Here is a 24,497-nt window from a genome sequence, read left to right on the forward strand (position 1 = left end):
GATATCAGCAGTACCGCAGTGTTTTTAGGATATTTTGACTATATTGTTTAAATGCTTAATAGTTGAAAAGTCCTTAGCTCTCGTTGTCGTTAGTTTATTAAAACCTGCTTGCAAACTTAGCCATGCTCCCCCATCATAATAATAACTTTTATTACACTGTGCTCATTATGAAAGCCCCCGAACAATACGATCCTAGTAACCCATCAAAAACGGATATGCCGCCGCCTACAGGTAAGCATAATAAACAGAGTGAAATGGTTAAGTCGCCCGCCATTCCTGCTGGCATGCCTACAATTACGCAAACGCATAAACAAACGGCGCAAGCAGAAAAGAAACCCTTTCAGTGGCAGTTTTTATTGCCGCAATATTGGGGCATCTGGCTGTTATTGGCAATTATCATGCCGATGATATATCTGCCGCTGCGTTGGCAGTTTTGGTTGGGTCGTAAACTGGGTATTTCAATCTATAAACTAGTCGGCTCGCGCAGACGTGATACCTTAATTAATTTAAGATTGGCTTTCCCAGAAAAGCCTGAAGCAGAGCGCGAACTGATGGCAAAGCAAGTGTTTGTCAATCAAGGTATCGGTGTGTTTGAAACTTTGTGCGCTTGGTATCGTCCCAATATTTTTACCCGTACGGTGTCTATCTCGGGCTTACAGCACCTAGTGAATGCCCAAAACCAAGGTCGACCTGTGATTTTACTTGGGGCCCATTATACGATGCTCGATCTTGGCGGCATGCTATGCACGCAGTTTTTTGCCACCGATTGTATGTACCGCCCGCAAAACAATCCGCTTCTTGATTGGTTCATTTATAACGGACGTACTAAGATTTTTGGCAAGCAGATTGCCAGCCGTGACATGCGTAGTCTTGTTAATTCTATTAAAGCTAAGCACGTGATTTGGTATTCACCTGACCAAGATTATGGTCTCAAGCAAGGTGTCATGGCGCCGTTCTTTGGTGTGCCCGCTGCTACTATTACCGCTTCTCGGCGGATGGCAAAATTGGGTGACAAGCAAAACCCACCGGCAATCATGGCCCTGCATACTTATCGGCAAACGCCTGATAACCTACCAAAGGGCAAACGTCCGCATTATCATCTGACCATTACGCCAGAGCTAGAGAACTATCCGAGCGATGACGAGGTTGCCGACGCGACCCGCGTTAACGAGGTGCTAGAAGGGTTGATTCGTATCGATCCCACCCAGTGGATGTGGTTTCATCGTCGCTTTAAAAACGGCCCTAACGGACGTACCGATATTTATAAGTAGGTTTTGATTCCCCAAAAAACAGCTGCGAAATTTGCTATACTTTGCAGCTGGTATTTTATCAGCCCTATTATTTACCTCGATAACTTATCTATTTTAATAACTCACTCATATCAATAACTCACCTGCATAAATAACGATGTGAGAAATAAAATAACGGATTTTTCATGAGCACTCAAACTGACGCAGCTGTAGACAGTTCTAAACAAGAAAGTAAACGTATCCTAACCGGTATCAAACCGACGGGCATTCCGCATTTGGGTAACTACGTTGGCGCCATTCGCCCGGCCATTCAATCGATTCAAGACAGTGATGATGAGGCTTTTTTCTTTTTGGCCGATTATCATGGCATTATCGGCTGTTATGACCCTGCTGTCATTCATGAATCGACCAAAATCATTGCCGCGACATGGATTGCCTGTGGTCTTGACCCTGAACGTGTGACCTTTTATCGTCAATCTGATGTGCCAGAGATTCCAGAGCTTGCATGGATTTTAAATTGCTCATGCGCCAAAGGGCTGATGAACCGCGCGCACGCTTATAAAGCGGCTGTCGATATCAATACCGAAAAAGCCGACGTTGATCCAGATCAAGGTATTAATATGGGTCTATTTGGCTATCCAGTGCTGATGGCGGCCGATATCTTGATGTTCAATGCGACTCATGTACCCGTCGGTCGTGACCAAGTACAACATATCGAGATGGCACGTGATATCGCTGGTACATTTAACCATCGTTATAAACCTCTCTTTACGCTACCATCAGCGGTTGTTGATGAAGATATCCCGCTATTGACAGGACTTGATGGTCGCAAAATGAGTAAGAGCTATGGCAACACCATTCCTCTATTCGGTGACCCTAATCCACAAGTCAGTCCTGAAAAGCAAATGCATAAAGCCATCATGAAGATTGTCACCAACTCACAACTGCCTGCTGAACCGAAAGACCCTGATGATTCTGCCCTTTTTGAGATTTATAAAGCCTTTGCAACGCCTGCAGAGATTATTGATATGCGTGATCAATATGCAGCTGGTATTGGCTGGGGCGATGCTAAGCAAGCATTGTTTGATAAAATCAATAGCGAGATTGCCCCATTCCGTGCTCGTTATGAGGAACTGATGGCCAATCCAAAAGAGCTAGAAGAAATCTTACAAATGGGCGCAGAAAAAGCCCGTCGCCATAGCCGTAAACAGCTCGATAAAACGCGCCGCGCTATTGGTATTCGCCCCCTTGCTAAGCTTAAGTAAGTCTTTGATTGCTTTTACTCACAGTAATCAGGGCGGATGCTAAAGGTGCAGACAGTATTGAAAAATGAAACAGCGACTTTACCAAAAGCCGCGTTTTCCGTAAGCGCGCATGAAAACGCTAAGTTTATGGATAACAATGGCAAACATCGTATTTCAATCAATAATGATATGGCGCTGCGTATTTATCAGACGCCAGTGCAGCATCTACCAGAAGATCTCTATGTACCACCGCAAGCCTTTGCCATTTGGCTTGAGCAATTTGCTGGACCCTTAGATTTTTTATTATATCTGGTCAAAAAGAATAATGTCGATCTCACCCAAATGCCGATATTGCCGATTACTGAGCAGTATTTGGCTTATATCGGTGAGCTGGATACCGAACATTTTGAATTGGCCGGTGACTATCTGCTGATGGCGTCGACCTTGATTGCCATTAAGACCGAGCTGCTACTACCAAGGCCTGAAACGCCAAGCGATGAGCGCGACCCAAAAGCTGAGCTGATTGAACGCCTTGAAGAATATGCGCAAATCAAAGTGGCCAGTCAACGTTTGGACAATCTGGTGCGTCTTGAGCGCGATGTATTTTTGGCGATGGTCAGTGTGCCAAGTCAAGACGTTATGAATGCCGAACTGCCCAATTATTCGCCAAACCTTTTGATTGATAGCTTATTTAAAATGCAGCTACAGCCCGACTATCAAATGCATAATATCAAAGTTGATGCAGTGCCTCTTTCTGATCGTATCGCTAGTATTAGCAGACAACTAAGCACGGATGGTGCGCGCTCGTTTTATGAACTACTGGATAAATCCCAAGGTAAGATAGGCGTCGTAGTCAGTTTTGTCGCCGTACTTGAGCTGATGAAACGGCAGTTGGTTGGTGTCGTAAATAATCATTCAGAGCTCCAACCAGCTGCTGACAATCAGTCTGCTGTAGACCGCCATATAGGACAATTAACGTTACAGTGGCTAGCTTAATGGTTTTAACAGAGAATACGTGCAATGACAGATAAGCAAAATCAAGATTTAGAAGAAATCAGCAAGCATATCGAAGTACTCCTGCACGCTTCAGAAGCACCCCTGACTGCCAGTATTTTAAAAAAATATCTGTCATTAAACACTAAAGAGCTTACGCAAGCATTAGACCTACTACAACAACGTTTAGATACTGGTGTGCTGACCTTACACGAAACTGCTAGCGGCTATCGACTGCAGATCGCCGACGACTATAGTGCATTAATCCAGCGTGTCTTTCCTCAGCGTCAAGAGCGCCTGAGCCAAGCCCTGCTTGAAACCTTAAGTGTCATCGCCTATAAGCAGCCTGTGACCCGTAGTGATATCGAGCACGTGCGCGGTGTGACGCTATCAAGTAATATCTTGCGTCAACTGTTTGATAAAGGCTGGGTTGAAGAGAAAGGTTATAAAGAAACTTTGGGGCGCCCTGCACTGCTACATACCACAGCGCAATTTTTAGATGCGTTTGGATTAACCAGTTTAGATGAGCTACCGCCACTGCCCGATATGGAAGCCATCAAAGCTTTGTCTTAGTAGCAAGTCGTTATTTCTTATCGATTAAAGTAAAATCTGTATATCTTGGACTTATAGCAATAAAAAAGGACAGGCTTTATAAGCGTGTCCTTTTTTTATAGGCTCAATCAGTAAAAGAATTATTGATTAATAATATCAACGCCCTTTGGCGGCGTGAATTTAAACTGACTGCTATTGATACTTGGGTTCATTTTAATACCGCTAAACTTAATCGTCGTGGTTTGTCCTAGCGTATCATTCAGCACCATCATCACAGGTTTGCCGCCGCTAAAACTCATCGATAAGCTCTTAAAGCTGGCGCTATCTGATTTTGGATAGAGCACATAGTAGTTTTTATTGGCATAAGGCTGGGTGATTTTAAAGTTTTTATCAATCTTACTTGGATCACCCGATAACAATAACGCTGGCGTGTTACCTACTTGGCTATCGACATTTTGCTTTGTCGCTTGTTCCAAATCTTTGTCATAAATCCACATTGAGCTACCATTCGCCACAATGAGCTGTTCTGACGGTGATTTGGTTTCCCAGCGGAAGTTATTTGGACGCTGGACGCTCATGGTACCACTAAAAGTACCGCTATTCGCGCCTTTGGTGGTTTGGCTAAAATTAGCGGTCATGCTTTTGGTGTTGCTTAACAGCTTATTTAAACGTTTAGCGGCCGTTAAATTATCCGCAGGAGCAGCGCTTGCCGTTTGGGTCAATGCCACCATCGGCGCTGCCACTCCAAGCGATGTCATCAATACGCCCGTTAAAGCGCCGCCCATCAATTTTTGTTTTAAAGTGGTTTTTTTTGATAATACAGTCATTATAAATCCTCTTTTAAATGCAAAGTTGCATAAAGATAAAACGTTTTAATTAAAATTTTTGTTTTCAATAAGTGCTTATCTCGCGCCAAAAAAACGACGTCAGTAAACAATGCAGACAGTGTGCCAGTTTTTTTATTACGCGCCTAGTCATGATTTGCAATCATTACTACCGTTGCCATACGCGCTTGTAACCGACAGCGTTACACGGCATATAGCGTTGTTTATTCTTTGCTTTAGCTGTTTTTCATGTAAATGAGCGCCATAAAAAAGCCCTTACTACCAAAGGGTAATAAGGGCTTTTTTAGTCATCGGATTATGTTAGTTAATAACTAAATAATCTAGATCGGCAACTATGCGCTTTCAACCATAACATAACGGCGGTTGAATTTACCTTTGGTCGCAAACTTTACCACACCGTCATTTAGTGCAAATAAAGTATGGTCACGACCCATGCCAACGCCTTCGCCTGCGTGGAATTCTGTACCACGTTGACGTACGATGATGTTACCAGCTGTGATAGCTTGGCCACCAAAGATTTTAACGCCTAGCATTTTTGGGTTTGAATCACGACCGTTACGGCTTGAACCGGCAGCTTTTTTATGTGCCATGAGAAAATCTCCTTGTTAATGTGACTTATCGCTAATGCGACAACTCTTAAGCATTTAGTGCGCTATTTAGCAGTCATTGCTAAGTGAATAATTAGGCATTAATCGCTTTGATTTTTAACAAGGTATACCATTGGCGGTGACCTTGCTCTTTGTGATAATGCTTACGACGGTTGTGCTTGATGATACGGATTTTTTCGCCGCGACCATGCTCAACCACTTCAACTTCTACGCTAGCGCCTTCAACGACAGGCTGACCGATTTTGACAGTTTCACCGTCAACAACCATCAATACGTCTTCAAATTTGATTGTTTCGCCTTTTTCTGCTTTTAGTAATTCAACTTTTAAAAGCTCATCGACCACAACACGGTGCTGTTTACCACCAGTTTTGATTACTGCGTACATTGTCTGACTCCGTTTAACCCGTGTGCCGTGGCTGATGTTATATCAACGCTTCAATAACGAACACGACAGGGAAAAATTAAAGGCAAGATTTTACGGCTTTTTGCTCATAAAAGCAAGCCGCGCCTCTTGTTTTTGCAAGGTGGTAATAACAATCATAGCGATTGATATAAGTCTCTAAAAAAGCGATAGATTTCACTGACAAAGGTAGTGACTACCGATGTTAAGATAAACCGCTCTATGTAGATATACTATATCAAACGCGAATGGGTTAAAATCCAACAGCCGCTATTATAGCTTATATTATCAGTGACTTACAGTTTTTTGTAAATATAAATCTTATTAACGACTATTATTAATAAAATGTTGCTAACATAAGTGACTAATTAAAAAAATCTAACCAGTTAATTTTTAAAAATGATAGAAATCAAAAGGACAACACGTCTCTAAATTAAAAGTCCTAACTTACTTTCTGCTATACTTAAATCAACCATTGACCTAAACAGCTATGCTATTATGCGTCAAACGCTAGCCTAACTATTATTTGCTGCAAGCATTATTATAGATAGACCGCTATCCAAACCCTCTTTTATTTTCATTGGTATGACGACTCATTATGACCAGTAACTCTTTATCTAACGCCGCTGCAGCATCAACCACACCCTTAACTAACTTAGCAAGCAATGCTGAACCCAACCATGCTGACACCCTAAGCTATGCCGATATTCAAAGCATCGTTGCTGATGATTTTGACATTATGGACAAGCAAGTCTTTGGCAGCTTGAATTCTAAAGTCCAATTGGTGATGAGCGTCTCGCAGCATGTAATCAATGCTGGTGGCAAACGTATGCGCCCGCTGATTACCTTATTGTGCGCGCGCATGTTTAGCGACGAGCCATCGCAACAAGCGATGCATCTGGCGGCGATTACTGAGATGCTGCATACGGCAACCTTGGTACATGATGATGTGATTGATGAGTCGGGTCAACGCCGAGGCAAACCAACGGCTAATGCTACTTGGGACAACGCCACTGCCGTGCTGGTCGGTGACTATTTAATCGCCCGCGCTTTTAACTTGTTGGTTGGTTTTCAAAGCTTGCCGTTATTGCAGGTATTCTCCGATGGTACTTGTGATATCGCCGAGGGCGAAGTCTTACAGCTACAGCATCAGCATAACCCTGCAGCCACTGAACAAGACTACCTCAATATCATTGATGGCAAAACCTCACGCTTATTTATGATGGCGACCCAAGGCGCGGCTATTTTGCAAAATAAAACCGAGCACTTGCAAGCATTGGCTGATTTTGGTCAACACTTCGGTAACGCTTTTCAAATCGTCGATGATGTACTCGACTACAGTGGCGATAGTGAAGTAATGGGCAAGAATTTGGGCGATGATTTGGCAGAAGGCAAACCTACGCTGCCAACCATTAAGGCACTTGAACTATTAAAAGACAGCGATAAAGCAGGCTATGAGCAATTACGCCTTGCGGTGCAAACGGGTAAAACGCCAAACGCTGAGCAGCTTATCGAGCTCGTCCGTCAGTCAGGTTCGCTTGAATACTGTAAAAAGCGTGCTTTGGAAGAAACCAAACTGGCACAGCAAGCGCTAAGCAGCTTACCTGATAACCGCTACCGTCAAGGGCTATATCAGCTGACTGAGCTTGCTAGCGCGCGGTTAGTGTAAATATTGCTAGCCTATATATTATAGATGCTTAAAAATATTATTGATGCTTAAAATGTTTAGGCATCAATAAAAAAGTATGTGACCATTTAATTTTTAGTTAAGTTGTACTTTATAATAATGAAATAAATAAAATGAGAAAATAAGGTTGCTATACACGCAGCTTTTTCATTACCCATCGCTTTCTTCGTTCAGTTGTTCTTATTTTTCCCTGAGATTTTAGCGTTCACACTTAAGTATTGCTAAAACATCGTTTTTCTGTACATGCCATTTTCTGCTATATTTTTATATGGTTTTCTTGCTACTATCCCTAAATCGTATTTAAAAAAACAAAATTTAACAATATTTTGGCACGGTATTCATTACCAATCTTACGAAGTATTTAGAACGTTACGCTTGTATTATCAATGGTTGTTAAATCTTTATTGAGAAATGAGCTTATCACAAGGTAGATGAAGGTTTTTTTGCATCTTGACTGTGGGGTATACCCTATAGTTTATAATCATGCATTACTTTAAATCTGCTTAGCCGATTGTTCTGTGTTTAGTTATTATATTATCTATTTAGTAATGAACTCTAACAGCGGTAAAGACATATTACGTTTCATATTTACTTCGTTAAGATTTATCCATAAACTTTTTAAACTGTAATTATTATATGATATTTATATTGCCGAGGACATTGATGAAGCACTCTACTCTTGCGCTTGTAATAGCATCTGTACTATCTGGCGCTGTATTGGTCGGCTGTGATAAAAATGAGGACGCAGCTGGGGCAGCGGCGCAGCAGCAGATGCCACCTGCCGTCGTCAACGTTCAGACTGTCACTTTAGATACCGTACCGCAAGTACAAACCTTTGCTGGTCGTACCGCCGCTTACCAAACCGCCGACGTTCGCCCACAAGTAAACGGAATTATTGACGAGGTGTTGTTCCGCGAAGGCAGCAACGTTAAAAAAGACCAACCTTTATACCGTATCAATACCGATAACTACGCGACGTCTATCACCAGTGGGCAGGCGGCCATTCAACAAGCTGAAGCCAATTATCAGACGGCGTTAGCAAACAACGCCAATGCCAAAGCTGAGCTGGTCAGTCGCCAAGCGTCATTATCACAAGCGCAAAATGACTTAAATCGCTTGCAAGGCTTGATCGAAATTGATGCCATCTCAAAGCAGCAATACGACCAAGCAGTTACCCAAGTTCGCACCGCACAAGCAGCAGTCGAAAGCGCGCGTGCGGCGATTGGGCAAACAGAAGCAGGTATTGAAAGTGCTAAAGCTGGTATCCAAACAGCAAAAGCAAACTTACAAGCCAGTACACTAGATCTCAACCGTACTATCGTACGGGCACCGCTCGCAGGTCGTACTGACCGCTCTAGCGTTACTGCTGGTACCTTGGTTAGCGCCGGACAACCAGATCCTTTAGTGACCATCTCGCGCTTAGATCCTATCTATGTCGATATCAGCCAGTCATCCTCTGAGCTGCTGAAACTACGCCAGCAAATTTCTGCTGGTAAAGCACAAGCAGGTATGAATTCGGTTGAGTTGGTATTAGAGGACGGCTCAACGTATCCGGTACGTGGCGAGCTGGCATTATCAGAAGCAAAAGTTGATGAATCAACAGGTACTGTGACCTTACGTGCAGTCTTCCCTAATAAGAATAATATCTTGTTGCCGGGTATGTATGTCAGTGCGCGCTTGACTCAAAGCGTCATCACTAACGCCGCTTTAGTGCCACAAAGCGCAGTAATGCGGACACCGAAAAGCGAAACACAAGTTTATATCGTTGATGAAAATAACAAAATCCAAGTACGTCCTGTCACTATTAATGGCACCTACAAAGATCAATGGGTCGTCACTGATGGCTTAAAAGCAGGGGATAAAGTGGTGGTGATCGGTGGCTCAAAAGTCAAACCTGAGCAAGAAGTCGTCGCCAAACCTTTAGAAAATCCAAATGCTGCCCCTGCTAAGCCGGGCGCGCCAACTGCTCAAACGCCGCAGCAAGCCGCAAAAGCGATGGATAAGCCAGCTAGTAAAGATGCCTCTGCTAAAAAACCAGCAGAATCTACCGCTAACTAATTCCATTCAAAGATAGGAAGACTAGGAATATACTATGTCACGTTTTTTTATTGATCGCCCTATTTTTGCTTGGGTGATGGCTATTTTGGTCATGCTCATCGGGGTAATATCGGTTATTAACCTACCGATTGAGCAGTATCCACGCATTGCACCGCCAACCATTTCGGTGAGCGCAAGCTATCCTGGTGCGAACGCGCAGACCGTTGAAGATTCAGTGGTTCAGATTATCGAACAACGTATGAAAGGGCTTGATGGCTTGATGTATATGTCATCATCGAGCTCGTCAAATGGTGGCGCATCTGTAACGCTTACCTTTGAAAACGGTACCGATCCTGATACCGCACAGGTACAGGTACAGAACAAACTGCAAGCCGCGATGAGCTCACTCCCTGAGTCCGTACAGCGTCAAGGCGTCAACGTCAATAAATCCTCTAGTAGCTTTTTAATGGTACAAGGGTTTATCTCTGAAGACGGCAGTATGGATAACAGCGATATTGCTGACTATATCAACTCAAACGTCGTTGACCAGCTCAGCCGTGTCGAAGGCGTTGGTGAAGTGCAGGTGTTTGGTTCAGCCTATGCCATGCGTATCTGGCTTGACCCTTCGCTGCTACGTAGTTATAACTTGGTGCCAGCTGATGTGGTCAATGCCGTACGTGCGCAAAACGCGCAGGTGTCTGCTGGCCAATTAGGACAAGCACCTGCAGATACGGATCGACAGGTTATTAACGCCACGGTTACCGTGCAAAGCTATTTACAAACCCCTGAAGAATTTAAAAATATCTTATTAAAAACCGATACCTCTGGGGCGAAGGTTCGCCTAGGTGATGTTGCAAAAGTTGAAATCGGTAGTGAAAACTATAGTGTGACTGCGCTTTATAATGGGCAGACTTCCGCTGGTCTCGGTATTTCTTTGGCGGGTGGTGCAAACGCGCTTGAAACTCGTGAAGCCGTTGGCGCTCGTATGGCGGAGCTTGAACAGAATTTCCCAAAAAATCTGACGACCGTTGTTCCTTATGACACCACGCCATTTGTACGTTTGTCTATTGAGCAAGTAGTCAAAACACTAATCGAAGCGATTGTTTTAGTCTTTATCGTCATGTTCATTTTCTTACAGAACTGGCGCGCGACCATTATTCCAACGCTTGCTGTACCCGTGGTATTACTAGGTACTTTTGCCGTCTTATATATCGCTGGCTTTAGTATCAACGTATTGACCATGTTTGCTTTGGTATTGTCCATCGGTCTACTGGTCGATGACGCCATCGTTGTCGTCGAAAACGTTGAGCGTATCTTGGAAGAAGACCCTCATATTTCCATTAAAGACGCGACCATACAATCGATGGGCGAGATTAGTAAAATCGTTGTCGGTATCGCCTTGATTCTATCGGCCGTTTTCGTACCGATGGCCTTCTTTGGTGGCTCAACCGGTGTCATTTATCGTCAGTTCTCCATTACCTTGATTACCGCCATGGTACTGTCAGCATTAGTGGCGCTTATCTTTACCCCTGCCCTATGTGTGACCTTGCTAAAACGTAGTAAGAGCCACGAGAAAGGATCTACTGAAGAGCAAAAAGGTTTCTTCGGTTGGTTTAACCGCTCTTTTTATAAAGTCAGCCGTAAGTATGAAAATTCTGTCGGTAAAAGCTTTAAATTTAAGTGGTTATACTTAATCGGTTATGCCGCCATTATCGGCGTCATGGCCGTGGTATTCTTACGTATTCCGGGCTCGTTTTTACCCGAGGAAGACCAAGGTATTATGTTTACCTTAGTACAGCTTCCTGCTGGGGCGACGCTTGATGAAACGGAAGCGGTACTAGAAAAAGTCACCAACTATTATGAAACCCAAGAAAAAGACAACGTGGCGTCTGTGTTCTCTGTGGCAGGCTTCAGTTTCGCCGGTCAAGGTCAAAACATGGGTCTGGCTTTCGTACGTTTGACAGACTGGGCGGAGCGAAGCGGCGATGAAAATACTGCTCAAGCGGTCGCTGGTCGAGCGATGGGCTATTTCTTTACCCAATTAAATGAAGCGCAAGTCTTTGCGATTGTACCGCCAGCTATTACCGCACTAGGTAACGCCAGTGGTTTTGATTTGATGATTCAAGATACGGGTAACGTCGGCCATGAAGGCTTACTTGAAGCACGTAATATGCTGCTCGGTATGGCTGCGCAAAACGATCAAGTAACAGGCGTGCGTCCAAACGGACAAGAAGATGCGCCGCAGTTAAAAATTAATATCAATCAAGAGCAAGCCGCTGCTTATGGGCTGTCATTGGCTAATATTAATAGCGTGATTTCTACTGCTTGGGGTTCAAGCTATATCAATGACTTCGTTGACCGTGGTCGTATTAAGCGCGTGTTTGTCCAAGGCGAGCCAAGCAGTCGTACCAATCCTGATGATATCGGCAAATGGTATGTTCGTAATGATGCCGGTGAAATGATTCCATTTGATGCGTTCTCAAGCAGTGAATGGCAATCAGGCTCACCGCGTCTGACCCGTTATAACAGCTTACCGTCAATGAATATCCAAGGTAGCGCCGCCCCTGGTCTTAGTACGGGTGAAGCGATGAGCTCAATGGAAGCGATGATGCAAAAGCTACCTGAAGGTATTGGCTACGAGTGGACAGGTATGTCACTTGAAGAGCAAAAGTCAGGTGCCCAAGCGCCGATGCTTTATGCCCTGTCGATCTTGGTGGTATTCTTATGTCTCGCCGCTCTATATGAAAGCTGGTCCATCCCCTTCTCTGTACTATTGGTCATCCCGCTTGGGGTGCTAGGTGCGGTGATATTTACCTGGCTACGCGGCTTTAATAACGATATCTACTTGCAAGTTGGTCTACTAACGGTGGTTGGTCTATCAGCCAAAAACGCTATCTTGATTATTGAGTTTGCAAAAGAACATCAAGAAGAAGGTAATACGCTAAAAGAAGCGGTTATGATAGCGGCGCGTCAACGTCTGCGCCCAATTATCATGACCTCACTTGCGTTTGGACTTGGTGTTGTGCCATTATTCATCGCCACAGGTCCGGGCTCAGGCAGTCAAAACGCCATTGGTACCAGCGTGGTAGGTGGTGTTGTCACCGCAACTATCTTAGGTATCTTCTTTATTCCAATGTTCTTTATTTGGGTACGTAGTTTATTCCCTTACAAATATGAGAATAATAAACCAACCAATAAAGATGACGGTGACGACGGCACACCTGGCCCGCAAAACCCAACGCCTTCTGACCCAATGCCTTCTGATAGTTATCAGCCTGCAAGCTTTGGAGATAATACACAATGAGTGCTCAAAAAAACTTTACTTTAAACTCAGCAGCGGTAGTCTCTATAGCTACCACTGCCCAACCAGCGCTAGTAGTACTGCGTAAAAATGGCGGTCGCCTCATTGGCCTCACAGCCTTAGCACTGAGCATGGCTGCTTGTAACACCATTCCAAAAGCGGATATGCGCCCTGTGCTTGCTGAACCAAACGTGCCTATCGAGCAAACCTATGGCGCGTTCGACAAAGAAACGGTCAGCAGCGCCAATCAGGCCAGTATCGCTGGGCAGCGCTGGCAGGAGTTTTACAGCGATGAGCGCTTAAAAGGTCTGATTGCGTTAGGTTTAGAGAATAACAAGGACTTTGAAAGTGCGCGTTTAGCCATTGAGAAAGCACGCGCGCAGTATCAAATTACCGATCTTAATGATCTACCTAGAATTGATGGTAGCGGTGGTTATACGCGCTCAGCACAAAATAGCCGCGATAAAAACCCCAGTAGCTCATACAAAGTCGATCTTGGTCTTGCCAACTATGAGTTAGACTTTTGGGGTAAAATTGCCAGCTTAAAAGACCAAGCGTTACAGAACTTTCTAGCGACTACCGCAGCGAAAGACACCACCCAAATCAGCCTAATCAGTAATATTGCTCAAAGCTATGCCAACTTAAGCTATAGCTTAGCGCAATTAAAACTGGCAGAAGCCACGGTTGAAAGTCGTGAGAAATCACTATTTATTGCCGATAAACGCTTTGAAGCAGGTATTGATCCTAAGCTGCCATCTTTGCAAGCCAGTGCGTCATTAGAAAATGCCAAACTTGCTGTCTTACGGGCGCAAAGCAGTATTCTAAAAGCGCGTAATGCCTTGCAATTTTTGGTCGGTGGACCGATTCCAACCAACCTTATTCCAACGCCTGCGGTCAGTAATATCACAAATCAGCAGATATTTAACGCCGGCTTACCAAGTGAGTTGCTACGCTATCGTCCTGATGTGTTGCAAGCAGAATACAATCTAAAAGCTGCTGGTGCCAATATTGAAGTGGCGCGCGCCTCTTACTTCCCATCTATCAGCTTAGCCAGTAGCGTGGGCTTGAGTAGTGGCAGTTTGGATGACTTATTCAAAAGTGGTTCGGTTGGCTGGTCATTTGGTCCAAGCATTAGCGTGCCTATTTTTGATGCGGGACGCTTAGATGCCAACTATGATGTGGCGAAAATTGAGCGCGAACAGACGCTGGCAAACTACGAGCGCTCTATTCAAACCGCTTTCCGTGAAGTATCGGACGTCCTAGCGACACGCGCGACATTGGGTGACCAGTTGGCCGCGCAGTACCGTCTGCAAGATAACTTTGAACAAACGTATCAGATTGCCGATGCGCGCTTTAAAGCGGGTATTGCCAACTACCTAGACGTACTCGATGCGCAGCGTTCGCTATTCTCAACGCAACAAGGTATCTTGGACTTAGAGCTACAAAAAATCATCAGCCAAATCGAGCTTTATCAAGTGCTAGGTGGCGGTGCTAATCTTGATGTGCCAACGGTCATTCCTGTACCGCATAAAAACTTAGTGCAATTGGTCAATCTACCGGCCAATAGCAATAAAGCAAAAGCAGCCGATGCTATCGAAGCTGCCAGCTCAGCTCGCGTGGCTTCTGTACAAGAAGCGCAAGCGATTAAGCAGGCACAGCCAATAGAGAAAGCAACTTTTAACCCAACGGCTGTTGTCGATGTCAATAACGATGGCAAGACAGACGCTGCTGTCGGCGTGGTCACTGAAAAGACCACTAGCAAAGAGGCCAATGTTGAGCAAGTACCGGTCACGCAGATTAATGAGCATTAAGTAGCTCTAAAGGTTGTGGGAAAATCTTCCTCACCTTGATAGTCGATATCTACAATCAGCCCTACCGACTTGGTAGGGCTTTTTGCTTTCGATAGTCACTATTGGTTATAGTAGTGCCAGTTATCGTACAACATTATACCAACGACCTTTTTATTCTCTTAATGATACCAATCTTATAAAAGCCAGTCTTAAAACAGCTGTTTCCATAAAGCTGATAGATAACCATGCTTAAAATCAAATAAGGAAACCTCATGACTTATACTTTTAACCGTCAATTCCCTGAAACCCGTCTACGTCGCTTGCGTTATAACGATAACGTGCGTTCGATGATTCGTGAAGTTGAGCTGCATCCCAAGCATTTTATCGCCCCTGTTTTTGTATTAGAAGGTGAAAACAAGCGTGAAGCAATCGCTAGCATGCCCGGCGTTGAGCGCCTATCGATTGATCTGTTGATTAATTATGCCAAAGAATTATTAGCAGAGGGTGTTACCACTATCGACATCTTCCCTGTCATTGATAATTCATTAAAAACGCCTGATGGCAAATCGGCTTATGATGAAAATGGCTTAAGCGCGCGCGCCGTTAAAGCGGTCAAAGATGCCGTACCAGAAATGGTGGTGATGACCGATGTGGCGCTAGACCCTTATACCTCACACGGTCAAGACGGTCTGCTCGATGACAGCGGCTATGTGGTCAATGATGAAACCGTCGAAGTCTTGGTCAAGCAAGCGCTTGTACATGCCCGTGCAGGCGCTGATATCATCTCGCCAAGTGATATGATGGATGGGCGTATCAAAGCTATGCGTGATGCCTTTGAAGCTGAAGGCTTTGTCAACACCGCTATCATGGCCTACTCTGCCAAATATGCTTCTGCTTACTACGGTCCGTTCCGTGATGCCGTTGGGAGTGCCGGCAACTTAAAAGGTGGGCATAAAAAGCAATATCAGATGGACTTTGGCAACCGCGCCGAAGCGCTGCACGAAGTTGCTATGGATATCAATGAGGGCGCTGATATGGTGATGATTAAACCGGGTCAGCCGTACTTAGACCTAATTCGTGAAGTTAAAAACACCTTTGGCGTACCAACCTTTGCGTATCAAGTGTCTGGTGAATACGCCATGCATATGGCTGCTATTCAAAACGGCTGGCTAACCGATGCGGTGATTTTGGAATCCTTGATTGGTTTCCGCCGTGCAGGCGCTGATGGGATTTTGACGTATTTTGCCCTAGAAGCGGCTCGTCAGTTGAATAACGCTTAATATAAATTAAATCGTTTTATACAAAGAACCGCGCCAGCTTATATACAAGCTAGCGCGATTTTTTTTAGCTTAATTTAAAAAGCTCAATAAAAGCTAGAAACGTGCACGGTCATGAGGTTCGTTAAAATCAAGCACGGGACCGACAGGGATAATACGCGTGGGATTAATGTTGGCGTGACTGGTATAATAATGCGCCTTGATATGCTCGATACTGACCGTCTCGGCGATACCGGGCACCTGATATAAATCACGCAGATAGCCCCAAAGGTTGGGATAATCAACAATACGGCGGATATTACATTTAAAATGCCCAACATATACCGCATCAAACCGTACTAGCGTGGTAAATAAGCGCCAATCGGCCTCAGTAATCGTATCACCGAGCAAGTAACGTTGGTTAGCTAAGCGCACCTCTAACGTATCAAGCGCGTCAAATAGCGTCACTACCGCTTCTTTGTACGCAGCTTCGGTTGTGGCAAACCCTGCTTTATACACGCCATTATTCACCGCTGAATACACAAACTCATTAATCGTATCGATTTCTGCAAGCAACGCTTTTGGTAAAAAGTTAACGTCCGTCGCCCCTGCTTCATCAAAAGCAGAATTTAACATCCGAATAATCTCAGACGATTCATTACTAACGATGGTATTGGTTTTTTTATCCCATAATATTGGTACGGTCACGCGTCCGGTATAATCAGGCTTGGCAGCGACATATACTTCATATAGATAGCTGGCATTGACAATCGGATCGGCAATCACGCCAGCACCTTCTGCAAACGTCCAACCTTTATCGCCCATAAACGGATGCACAACAGACAGCGAAATCATATCTTCCAAGCCTTTGAGCTTGCGATAAATCGTGGTGCGGTGCGCCCACGGACAGGCAAGCGAGACATATAAATGATAGCGATTGGCTTCGGCCTTAAAGCCACCCACGCCGGTTGGCCCTGCGCTACCGTCCGCTGTTACCCAGTTTCTAAAACCAGCATCTTCGCGTACGAAGCGTCCACCGCTCGCCTCGGTGTCATACCACTTATCTTGCCATTGACCATCGACCAATAAGCCCATGTTTTGCTCCTAATTATTTTAGTTTTAAATGAATGGGTATTAAAAACGACTGCTAGCAAACAATCAGCATTAAATAACTGTCATCGTTATTAGTTTTAAGAGTTATAGTAACATTTCTATGTTGCCTAGCCATTAAGCTTTGTTTGTCTTTCAAACAAAACTTAATGACTAGCAGGTCTGGCGGAACAACAATGAGCGAGCGTTGGCGCCACCATACTTTATCAAAGATTAAAATAATGTAAGTCTTTTTCAAACAGCATTAAATACCAATTATTTTGAACTGAGCTATTATTAGTTTTACGGGCTATTGCCGCGACTTGCATTTTAGAGGCCTTAATAAAGTAGATTACTAGATTAAACACCTCGACTACTCATACTATCAGTCATTTAAGATACTTTAGAATTTGATGGAATAGGATTTTATAGTGACCAGTGTTTTAGAGCTATTGCACACCATCCCGAATTGGCACTTGGCAGGCTTGTTTGTCGCTGGCATGGTCGCTTTTATCATCTCTACGGTGTCTGGTGGCGGCGGGGCCATGCTATTGATACCTGTTACCTCTTCAATGATAGGAACAGCCGTTACGCCTCCCGTGATCAATTTGGCCACGCTTATTAGCAATGCCTCACGGCTCTATCTATTTTGGCATGACATTGATTGGTCCTTGACCAGATACTATGTTCCTAGTGCTATCGTAGGAGCATGGCTTGCCGCCTTGGTATTTAGTCGCTTGGATGCAGGGTGGATTCAGTTATTGGTTGGCGTATTTTTGGTATCGACCATTTTCCAATATAGGTTCGGTAAAGTCGATAAAACCTTTGATATGCCAAAACTCGGCTTTATACCTTTGGGTTTTGTCATTGCTTTTATGAGTACTTTGGTCGGTGGTCTCGGTCCTATACTCAACCCTTTTTATATGAATGCTGGACTAGAAAAAGAAAACCTGATTGCTACCAAAACTGCCAACTCCTTTTTTGTGGGTATCATGCAAATCGGCGGCTACGCTTTCTTTGGCGTATTTCCTGCCAAGCTTTGGCTATATGGACTGGTACTAGGGTTAGGGGCGGTCGTCGGCAATATCATTGGCAAGCATTTTTTAGCGGGAATGACGATTAGTCAGTTTAGAATAATGCTACTCATACTCATGGTTATTAGTGGGATAATAATGATAATAAGAAACGTTAATGTGCTGTTTTAATAAGTCATTTGGTTTCATTGACGGTCTATCATAATGATTAAATGATATTGACTTCATAACTAAACTTCCCTGCCAATCCATATGACTCTCTATACTCGATAGAGTCACCCTCTAAATTTTTGGCAATACGGCATACTTTAACCAAACTTTCTTGTTTAGTATTGCCTAAATAAGGGTCTATATGATTGGTTATAAAAAATAGCGTCTCTACGGCAGACGACACAAACTGTCCACACTTTGTATAATAGAAAGGATAAAGAAGATTCTCAAAATCTTCAGGCGCCAAGTTTGCAAAGGCTTCGTAACAGTTTTTAGGAAGCCATATCTTTTCACTCAGTAAGACTTTATCTTCGACAATACGAACCCGCTCTATATAAATGAGCGCTTCATGTTCATCTATATCTAATTTTTGGTTAATATCATCAATCGCGTCTATCACTGAGATTTTTTTAATTATTCCCGTTGGTGTGACATAACCAGACTCTTTATCACGAAACTTAAAAAATCTTAATAATGAGCTATTAAAATCTGGACGCTTTAAAAACGTCCCTCTGCCCTGCTGTTTTATTAAAACCCCTTCCTCCACCAGTTTTTCAACCGCTTTACGCACGGTGCCTACCGATACCTGATATTTATCAGCAAACTCTTGCTCGCTAGGTAAAGGTGTGTTTTCATCCCACTTGCTCTCTGTCAGTAAGGTTTGTATGTGCCATCTTACCTGCTCATATCGTGGCATTTTAAAGTTTTTGAAATTGTCTATCATTGTTTCACCGTCATGGAAAATTTTTAATAACTCGATTTTTTTAAGCGACATTATTGCCGTAAAAGTAAGACTATTCTAATCGTTTTAATAGGTATTTTTGATCCGCTTGTTATTATCAACCTTATCTAATTCATATGAGTTTTTTTGCTATCATTCTACTTAATTAGAGGCGCTGCTAAGGCTTATTTGACTTATCGTTTATAAAGTTATTTTTCGATATTAGCGTACTGCTTTTTACTCTATAAAAGCTGCTATGGCTTTTTATAGAATTCATACCGTTAAAATCAAGGGGCAGTTGTGACACTTTATATTCTCGCAGCCATCGTAATATGCATTATTTTAGGCTATACCACCAAAATCAATATCGGCTTGTTTGCTATTGCGTTTTCGTATCTGATTGGTTGTTTCGGTATGGGTCTAAAGGCTTATGAGATTATTGAGCTATGGCCGCTAAAAATCTTCTTTGTTATTTTTGCTGTGACGCTTTTTTATAACTTCCCTCTCGCAAACGGTGCGTTAGAGAAATTATCGAATCATTTAATCTATAGGTGTCGTCATTTTCCAGCATTTTTGCCATTGATTATCTTTTTTGTTGCTACAGTTGTCGCAGGCTTAGGCGCAGGCTATTACACCGTTTTGGCGACAATGGCACCGATGATTCTGCTTTTGTCTAAACGTACCAATTTAAACATCGTTATTGCCACCTTATCTGTCAATTATGGCGCGCTCGCCGGTGCTAACTTTATTACCTCACAAAGCGGCGTTATCTTTAGAGAGCTGATGCGCGGCGCAGGCGTTGCCAATGATAATAGCTTTACTTATGTTTTAGGGGTTTTCGCTGCTACTTTTGTCATACCTGTAATTCTCTTGGGTGGCTATAGCGTGTTCAATGCCAAAAATAGCAAAATCTCGATTGAAACGACAATGCCAGAGCCTTTTGATAGTAAGCAAAAACAATCTATTATGCTGATTTTTATCATGATGGCGACTGTGCTGATTGTCCCTATTTTAAATCTACTCATGCCGCAAGTATCAGCGATTGAGTTTTTGAACGCTCGGATCGATATTGGTTTTATCGCGGTTATTTTTGCTTTAATCAGCCTATTTTTAAAGTTAGGCGACGAAAGAGCAGTGATAGCACTCATACCTTGGAATACGCTTATTATGATTTGCGGTGTCGGTATGTTGATTCGCCTCGGTGTAGAGGTAGGGGTCATTTACGAGCTCACCGAATGGCTCAGTACCAACGTCCCTATCTGGTTGATACCGACGCTAGTCTTCGTTATCAGCGCAATCATGTCCGTATTTGCCAGTACACTTGGCGTCGTCGCCCCTACTTTGTTTCCTATAGTGTTACCCCTAGCCGTTGCCTCTGGCATAAGTCCTTTATTACTCTTTACCTGTATTGTTGTGGGCGCGCAAAGCTCATCACTATCACCTTTTTCATCAGGTGGTAGTCTCATGTTAGGCGCCTCTCAAGTCGTTATAGAAAAAAATAAGCTCTTTACTGCTCTGTTATTCAAAGCTGTGCCCTTAGACATCTGTGTTGGGATAATAGCAATCTTAGTGATCCAACTTATCTTTTAATGCCTTATAAATAAGAGAAAGCTATAAAAGTGTTTGTTATTTATAACTGAAAGCTAAGCATAAGAATAATAGTCAATACCCTTATGCGTCTCTATAGTATAATAAAATTCATACAGACATACATATGTTTCTTGTCATTTACAAAATATTCTGTTACTTTTATACAGTGACAAAAAAACATATTTTGATGAAATGCAGAAACTTCGTTAGTCTGATCGTAACTTCAAACATTAATAACGGGTTGCGCCGATCAGAATTCTATTGAAACTTTAGTACAAATATACACACAAGGAGTGTCGTGTGAAAAAACTTTCCTATCTGGCTCTTGGCCTATCTATTCTATCTTTGACTGCCTGTAACAACGCTAATGAAACGACCAGTACAGATGCAGCCGCGACAGATGGCTCAAGTGAGCTGACTGCTCCTTCACGTCCTGAATGTATCGCACCTGCCAAGCCAGGCGGCGGCTTTGACTTGACTTGTAAGCTTGCTCAAGCGGGTTTGAAAGACACTGGCATCTTAAAAGATCCTATGCGCGTGACTTATATGCCAGGCGGGGTTGGTGCGGTTGCTTATAACAAAATCGTTGCCAATGATCGTGATAATGGTGATGCCATTATTGCCTTCTCAACCGGCTCTATTCTTAATTTATCACAAGGTAAATTTGGTAAATTCACTGAAAAAGATGTGAAATGGCTAGCCGGTGTCGGCACAGATTATGGCGCTGTCGCCGTCAATGCGGATTCAGACATCAAAACTTTAGATGATTTGGTTAAGGTTCTAAAAACAAATCCAAAATCAGTCAGCTTCGGCGCGGGCGGTAGTGTCGGTGGTCAAGATTGGATGCAAACTGCCATATTGGCCAAAGCCGTTGGCGTCAATCCTAGCGACATGACTTATGTCGCGATGGAAGGTGGCGGTGAGGCAATTACAGCAGTAATGGGTAATCACATTACAGCTGTTAGTGCCGGTATTGCCGAGCTTATGCCACAAGCTAATGCTGGTAAACTACGCGTGTTGGCTGTGTTTGCCGATGAAAGATTAGACGGCAGCATGAGCGACATTCCTACTGCCAAAGAGCAAGGCTATGATGTCACTTGGCCGGTAGTTCGTGGTTATTACATGGGTCCAGATGTCAGCCCTAGCGCTTATAACTGGTGGAAAGACTCTTTTGATACCATGCTTGCCGATCCAAAGTTTGCCGAAATACGAGAGCAGCAAGAATTACTACCCTTCTCTATGACTGGTGAAGAGCTACAAGAGTACGTTTATAAGCGTACTAGTGAGCTGCGCGATTTGTCTGCTGAGTACGGTCTTGTTGAAGCCCAATAACCATGGATCAAATACTATGTATTCATAGTATTTTTTAAAGGCTGACAATGTATTTATTTGTCAGCCTTTTTGCCTCAAAACTCAAGGAGTGTTCCTTATGACGATGGAACGTTTATTTTCTGGGCTCATGGCATTATTTAGCTTGTTTTTAGTCTATTTAGCTATTGGTTATGTTGCTCCTATCGCTTATGACCCCATAGGACCTCGCCCTTATCCTATTTTAATTTTTTCCCTTATGGCGTTTCTGACTTTAGTGATTGCCTTTCGCCCCGCTCATTTTACCAAAGTCATTCATTTAGGTTACGACAAAACTGTTATTAGAAATTTAATTTTGTGCATCATTGCCTTGACTGTTTATAGTCTGATATTTGAAGTTTTAGGTTTTATCCTTGCAACCATACTGATGTGTTTCGCAGTTGGTTTATTGTTTGCAGGTAGTCCTATTAAGAGCCTGATCTTTTCAATTGTGATCAGTATTGCCTTGTACGTTTTGTTCGATATGGCATTAGATGTCGTGTTACCACTTGGATTGTTATCAGGGATAATGGGATAGCTATTATGGAAACCTTTAATTTTTTAATGCACGGCTTCGCTGTCGCATCAACACCCGAAAACTTAATGATAGCACTTGTCGGCGCTTTTATAGGTACGGTTGTCGGTATGCTGCCTGGACTTGGTCCTATCAATGGTGTGGCGATATTACTGCCTTTTGCCTTTGCCCTTGGTTTACCACCAGAGAGTGCGCTAATTTTGCTATCGGCAGTGTATCTTGGTTGTGAATACGGTGGACGTATTTCTGCAATTTTGCTGAACGTACCAGGGTCTGCTGCGGCAGTCATGACATCGTTGGATGGTAATCCTCTTGCTCTACAAGGTAAAGCAGGTATTGCTTTATCGATATCCGCAGTCGCCTCGTTCATTGGCGCTACTATTGCTACTATCGGTGTAGTGCTGTTTGCTCCACTATTGGCTAACTGGGCGGTATCCTTTGGTCCTGCTGAGTATTTTGTACTTATGGTGTTTGCCATCACTTGCTTGAGTGGATTAGTTGGTGATCAGCCTATCAAAACAGCTGTTTCAGCGTTAATAGGCTTGGGGCTTGCTACGGTTGGTGTCGATGCGGTTACAGGGATTTACCGCTTTACTTTTGATTCGGTCAACCTATCTGATGGTATCCAATTCACCACCATCGTGATTGGTTTTTTCAGTGTCAGTGAAATCTTAATCTTACTCGAAAAAACTACTACTGGACACAAGGTCATTGAGCAAGGTAAGCGTAGTTTATTAAACCTTAAAGAGTTTATGTTTACCTTGGGCGCGATGTTACGTAGTGGTTTAATGGGCTTTGTCGTTGGTATCTTGCCAGGTGCAGGGGCTACTATTGCAAGCGCCATGACTTATGCCAGTGAACGCAAAATCGCTGGTGATAAAGGTACGTTTGGCGACGGTGATCTGCGCGGTGTTGCATCGCCAGAGGCAGCGAATAATGCCTCAGCTTGTGGCTCGTTTGTGCCTATGCTGACTTTAGGTGTGCCAGGTTCAGGTACCACAGCGGTCATGATGGGCGCGCTAACTTTGTACAACATCACTCCGGGCCCGCAGTTATTTACCGAGCAGCCTGATATCGTTTGGGGTCTGATTGCCTCTTTATTTATCTGTAACGTTATTTTGCTGGTAATGAATATTCCATTGGTTGGCTTATTTGCAAAATTGCTAAATGTGCCAAATTATATTTTAATACCAGCAATTGCTGCGGTCAGCTTTGTTGGCGTATACTCGATTCATAGTACGACTTTTGATTTGGTCTTTATGGTCGCACTCGGGGTGTTCGGTTATTTCCTACGTAAGTTAAACTTCCCATTATCAGCGCTTATTTTAGGTTATGTTTTGGGCGAGCTGATGGAATCCAACTTAAGACGCGCGCTATCTATTTCTCAAGGTGAGCTAAGTATTCTGTGGGGCAGCCCTATCACTATGGTGTTATGGTTATTGGCTATTTTGATGGTGTTTATGCCAGTGTTGCGCAGTATCTATCGCAGAAAATTTAGACCAGCTATTTAGATTTTAGCGATTTTGTTCTTGAAATACTTTGCTATGGTGGTTGTACTTTTAGTATGACTGCCATTTTCTTAGGAAAACTAGCGTCTATCGTCTAATTTTCCTACAAAAAACATAACCATTGCATTAGCTAATGTCGTCTTTTCGAATCGTGCGGAGCTGATTATCAAACTGTGTTTATAAAATGTTGGGTGCAGATATTTTTTGCTACAACGCTTGTAAAACGGGCATAAAAAAAGCCCCAATCATAAAGATTGGGGCTTTCGAATCTGGTAGGCGTAACTAGATTCGAACCAGCGACCTCTACCATGTCAAGGTAGGTCAACCAAAACCCATAAATGTATCTTATATTACATCCCTTTATTTATAATGCCTACAGCGATTTTTAACTTCACGAAAACGCAAAGTTATTTAAAATCATATTAGGGCGTGTTGAACATTCATAATTTGAGCCAGATATAAGCACAAGCAAGAGCGACTGTATTTTCATAACTCTGCTT

Annotated in this window: 19 protein-coding genes; 14 read left to right on the top strand and 5 right to left on the bottom strand. The window is 43.3% G+C overall.

Annotation, left to right across the window (positions count from 1 at the left end):
- Positions 1-167 precede the first annotated feature (167 nt).
- From FOR85_RS09560 to scpB, 4 genes are all read left to right on the top strand, one after another.
- A complete protein-coding gene (locus FOR85_RS09560; protein ID WP_144297741.1) occupies positions 168-1,271 on the top strand; it encodes a lysophospholipid acyltransferase family protein in 1,104 nt (367 codons plus the stop codon).
- A gap of 164 nt (positions 1,272-1,435) precedes the next feature.
- Positions 1,436-2,515 (top strand): tryptophan--tRNA ligase, encoded by a 1,080-nt coding sequence (locus FOR85_RS09565; RefSeq protein ID WP_144297742.1) that lies wholly within the window; start codon positions 1,436-1,438, stop codon positions 2,513-2,515.
- A 126-nt stretch (positions 2,516-2,641) separates the two neighbouring features.
- The gene (locus FOR85_RS09570; protein WP_144297759.1) at positions 2,642-3,490 is read left to right on the top strand and encodes a ScpA family protein; all 849 of its coding nucleotides are present in this window, start codon (positions 2,642-2,644) and stop codon (positions 3,488-3,490) included.
- 24 nt (positions 3,491-3,514) lie between these two features.
- Entirely contained in the window at positions 3,515-4,060 is a 546-nt protein-coding gene (scpB, locus tag FOR85_RS09575; RefSeq protein ID WP_144297743.1) for an SMC-Scp complex subunit ScpB, read from the top strand.
- Between the two features lie 119 nt (positions 4,061-4,179).
- Here the strand turns inward: scpB and lolA are convergent, their stop codons facing one another.
- The 3 genes from lolA to rplU form a co-directional block, all read right to left on the bottom strand.
- Complete coding sequence (gene lolA, locus FOR85_RS09580) at positions 4,180-4,866, bottom strand: outer membrane lipoprotein chaperone LolA (RefSeq protein ID WP_144297744.1); 687 nt, start codon at positions 4,864-4,866, stop codon at positions 4,180-4,182.
- A gap of 350 nt (positions 4,867-5,216) precedes the next feature.
- Positions 5,217-5,474 carry a 50S ribosomal protein L27 gene (gene rpmA / locus FOR85_RS09585; protein WP_055123782.1) on the bottom strand — a complete coding sequence of 86 codons (258 nt, stop codon included), beginning with the start codon at positions 5,472-5,474 and terminating at the stop codon, positions 5,217-5,219.
- 91 nt (positions 5,475-5,565) lie between these two features.
- Positions 5,566-5,877 carry a 50S ribosomal protein L21 gene (gene rplU / locus FOR85_RS09590; protein ID WP_144297745.1) on the bottom strand — a complete coding sequence of 104 codons (312 nt, stop codon included), beginning with the start codon at positions 5,875-5,877 and terminating at the stop codon, positions 5,566-5,568.
- 754 nt (positions 5,878-6,631) lie between these two features.
- Between rplU and FOR85_RS09595 the strand changes: the two genes are divergently transcribed.
- The 5 genes from FOR85_RS09595 to hemB all read left to right on the top strand — a co-directional run bounded on the left by FOR85_RS09595 (position 6,632) and on the right by hemB (position 15,987).
- On the top strand, positions 6,632-7,561 hold the full coding sequence (locus tag FOR85_RS09595; RefSeq protein ID WP_200661691.1) for a polyprenyl synthetase family protein: 930 nt from the start codon (positions 6,632-6,634) through the stop codon (positions 7,559-7,561).
- Positions 7,562-8,242: 681 nt separating this feature from the next.
- Positions 8,243-9,637, top strand: coding sequence for an efflux RND transporter periplasmic adaptor subunit (locus FOR85_RS09600; protein ID WP_144297746.1), 1,395 nt, complete (start codon positions 8,243-8,245; stop codon positions 9,635-9,637).
- Between the two features lie 34 nt (positions 9,638-9,671).
- The gene (locus FOR85_RS09605) at positions 9,672-12,920 is read left to right on the top strand and encodes an efflux RND transporter permease subunit (RefSeq protein WP_144297747.1); all 3,249 of its coding nucleotides are present in this window, start codon (positions 9,672-9,674) and stop codon (positions 12,918-12,920) included.
- Positions 12,917-14,728, top strand: a complete 1,812-nt coding sequence (locus FOR85_RS09610; RefSeq protein ID WP_144297748.1) for an efflux transporter outer membrane subunit — start codon at positions 12,917-12,919, stop codon at positions 14,726-14,728. Before FOR85_RS09605 ends, FOR85_RS09610 begins: the two co-directional genes overlap by 4 nt.
- Before the next feature lie 251 nt (positions 14,729-14,979).
- Complete coding sequence (gene hemB, locus FOR85_RS09615) at positions 14,980-15,987, top strand: porphobilinogen synthase (protein ID WP_068406053.1); 1,008 nt, start codon at positions 14,980-14,982, stop codon at positions 15,985-15,987.
- Between the two features lie 93 nt (positions 15,988-16,080).
- Here the strand turns inward: hemB and FOR85_RS09620 are convergent, their stop codons facing one another.
- Complete coding sequence (locus FOR85_RS09620; RefSeq protein WP_144297749.1) at positions 16,081-17,058, bottom strand: glutathione S-transferase family protein; 978 nt, start codon at positions 17,056-17,058, stop codon at positions 16,081-16,083.
- 425 nt (positions 17,059-17,483) lie between these two features.
- On the opposite strand from FOR85_RS09620, the gene FOR85_RS09625 reads away from it, so the two are divergent.
- Positions 17,484-18,257: a sulfite exporter TauE/SafE family protein gene (locus FOR85_RS09625; protein WP_190295540.1), complete on the top strand. Its 774-nt coding sequence runs from the start codon at positions 17,484-17,486 to the stop codon at positions 18,255-18,257.
- Positions 18,258-18,294: 37 nt separating this feature from the next.
- Here the strand turns inward: FOR85_RS09625 and FOR85_RS09630 are convergent, their stop codons facing one another.
- Positions 18,295-19,020: a GntR family transcriptional regulator gene (locus FOR85_RS09630; RefSeq protein WP_144297762.1), complete on the bottom strand. Its 726-nt coding sequence runs from the start codon at positions 19,018-19,020 to the stop codon at positions 18,295-18,297.
- A gap of 297 nt (positions 19,021-19,317) precedes the next feature.
- Here FOR85_RS09630 and FOR85_RS09635 point away from each other — a divergent pair, with 297 nt between their 5' ends.
- The 4 genes from FOR85_RS09635 (at position 19,318) to FOR85_RS09650 (ending at position 24,000) form a co-directional block, all read left to right on the top strand.
- The gene (locus tag FOR85_RS09635) at positions 19,318-20,607 is read left to right on the top strand and encodes an SLC13 family permease (protein ID WP_144297750.1); all 1,290 of its coding nucleotides are present in this window, start codon (positions 19,318-19,320) and stop codon (positions 20,605-20,607) included.
- Positions 20,608-20,907: 300 nt separating this feature from the next.
- The gene (locus FOR85_RS09640; RefSeq protein WP_144297751.1) at positions 20,908-21,939 is read left to right on the top strand and encodes a tripartite tricarboxylate transporter substrate binding protein; all 1,032 of its coding nucleotides are present in this window, start codon (positions 20,908-20,910) and stop codon (positions 21,937-21,939) included.
- Positions 21,940-22,036: 97 nt separating this feature from the next.
- Positions 22,037-22,492, top strand: a complete 456-nt coding sequence (locus FOR85_RS09645) for a tripartite tricarboxylate transporter TctB family protein (protein WP_144297752.1) — start codon at positions 22,037-22,039, stop codon at positions 22,490-22,492.
- A 5-nt stretch (positions 22,493-22,497) separates the two neighbouring features.
- Positions 22,498-24,000, top strand: a complete 1,503-nt coding sequence (locus tag FOR85_RS09650) for a tripartite tricarboxylate transporter permease (protein ID WP_144297753.1) — start codon at positions 22,498-22,500, stop codon at positions 23,998-24,000.
- The last annotated feature ends 497 nt before the right edge of the window (positions 24,001-24,497 follow it).

The sequence above is a fragment of the Psychrobacter sp. YGAH215 genome, assembly GCF_007280595.1.
GTDB lineage: Bacteria > Pseudomonadota > Gammaproteobacteria > Pseudomonadales > Moraxellaceae > Psychrobacter > Psychrobacter faecalis.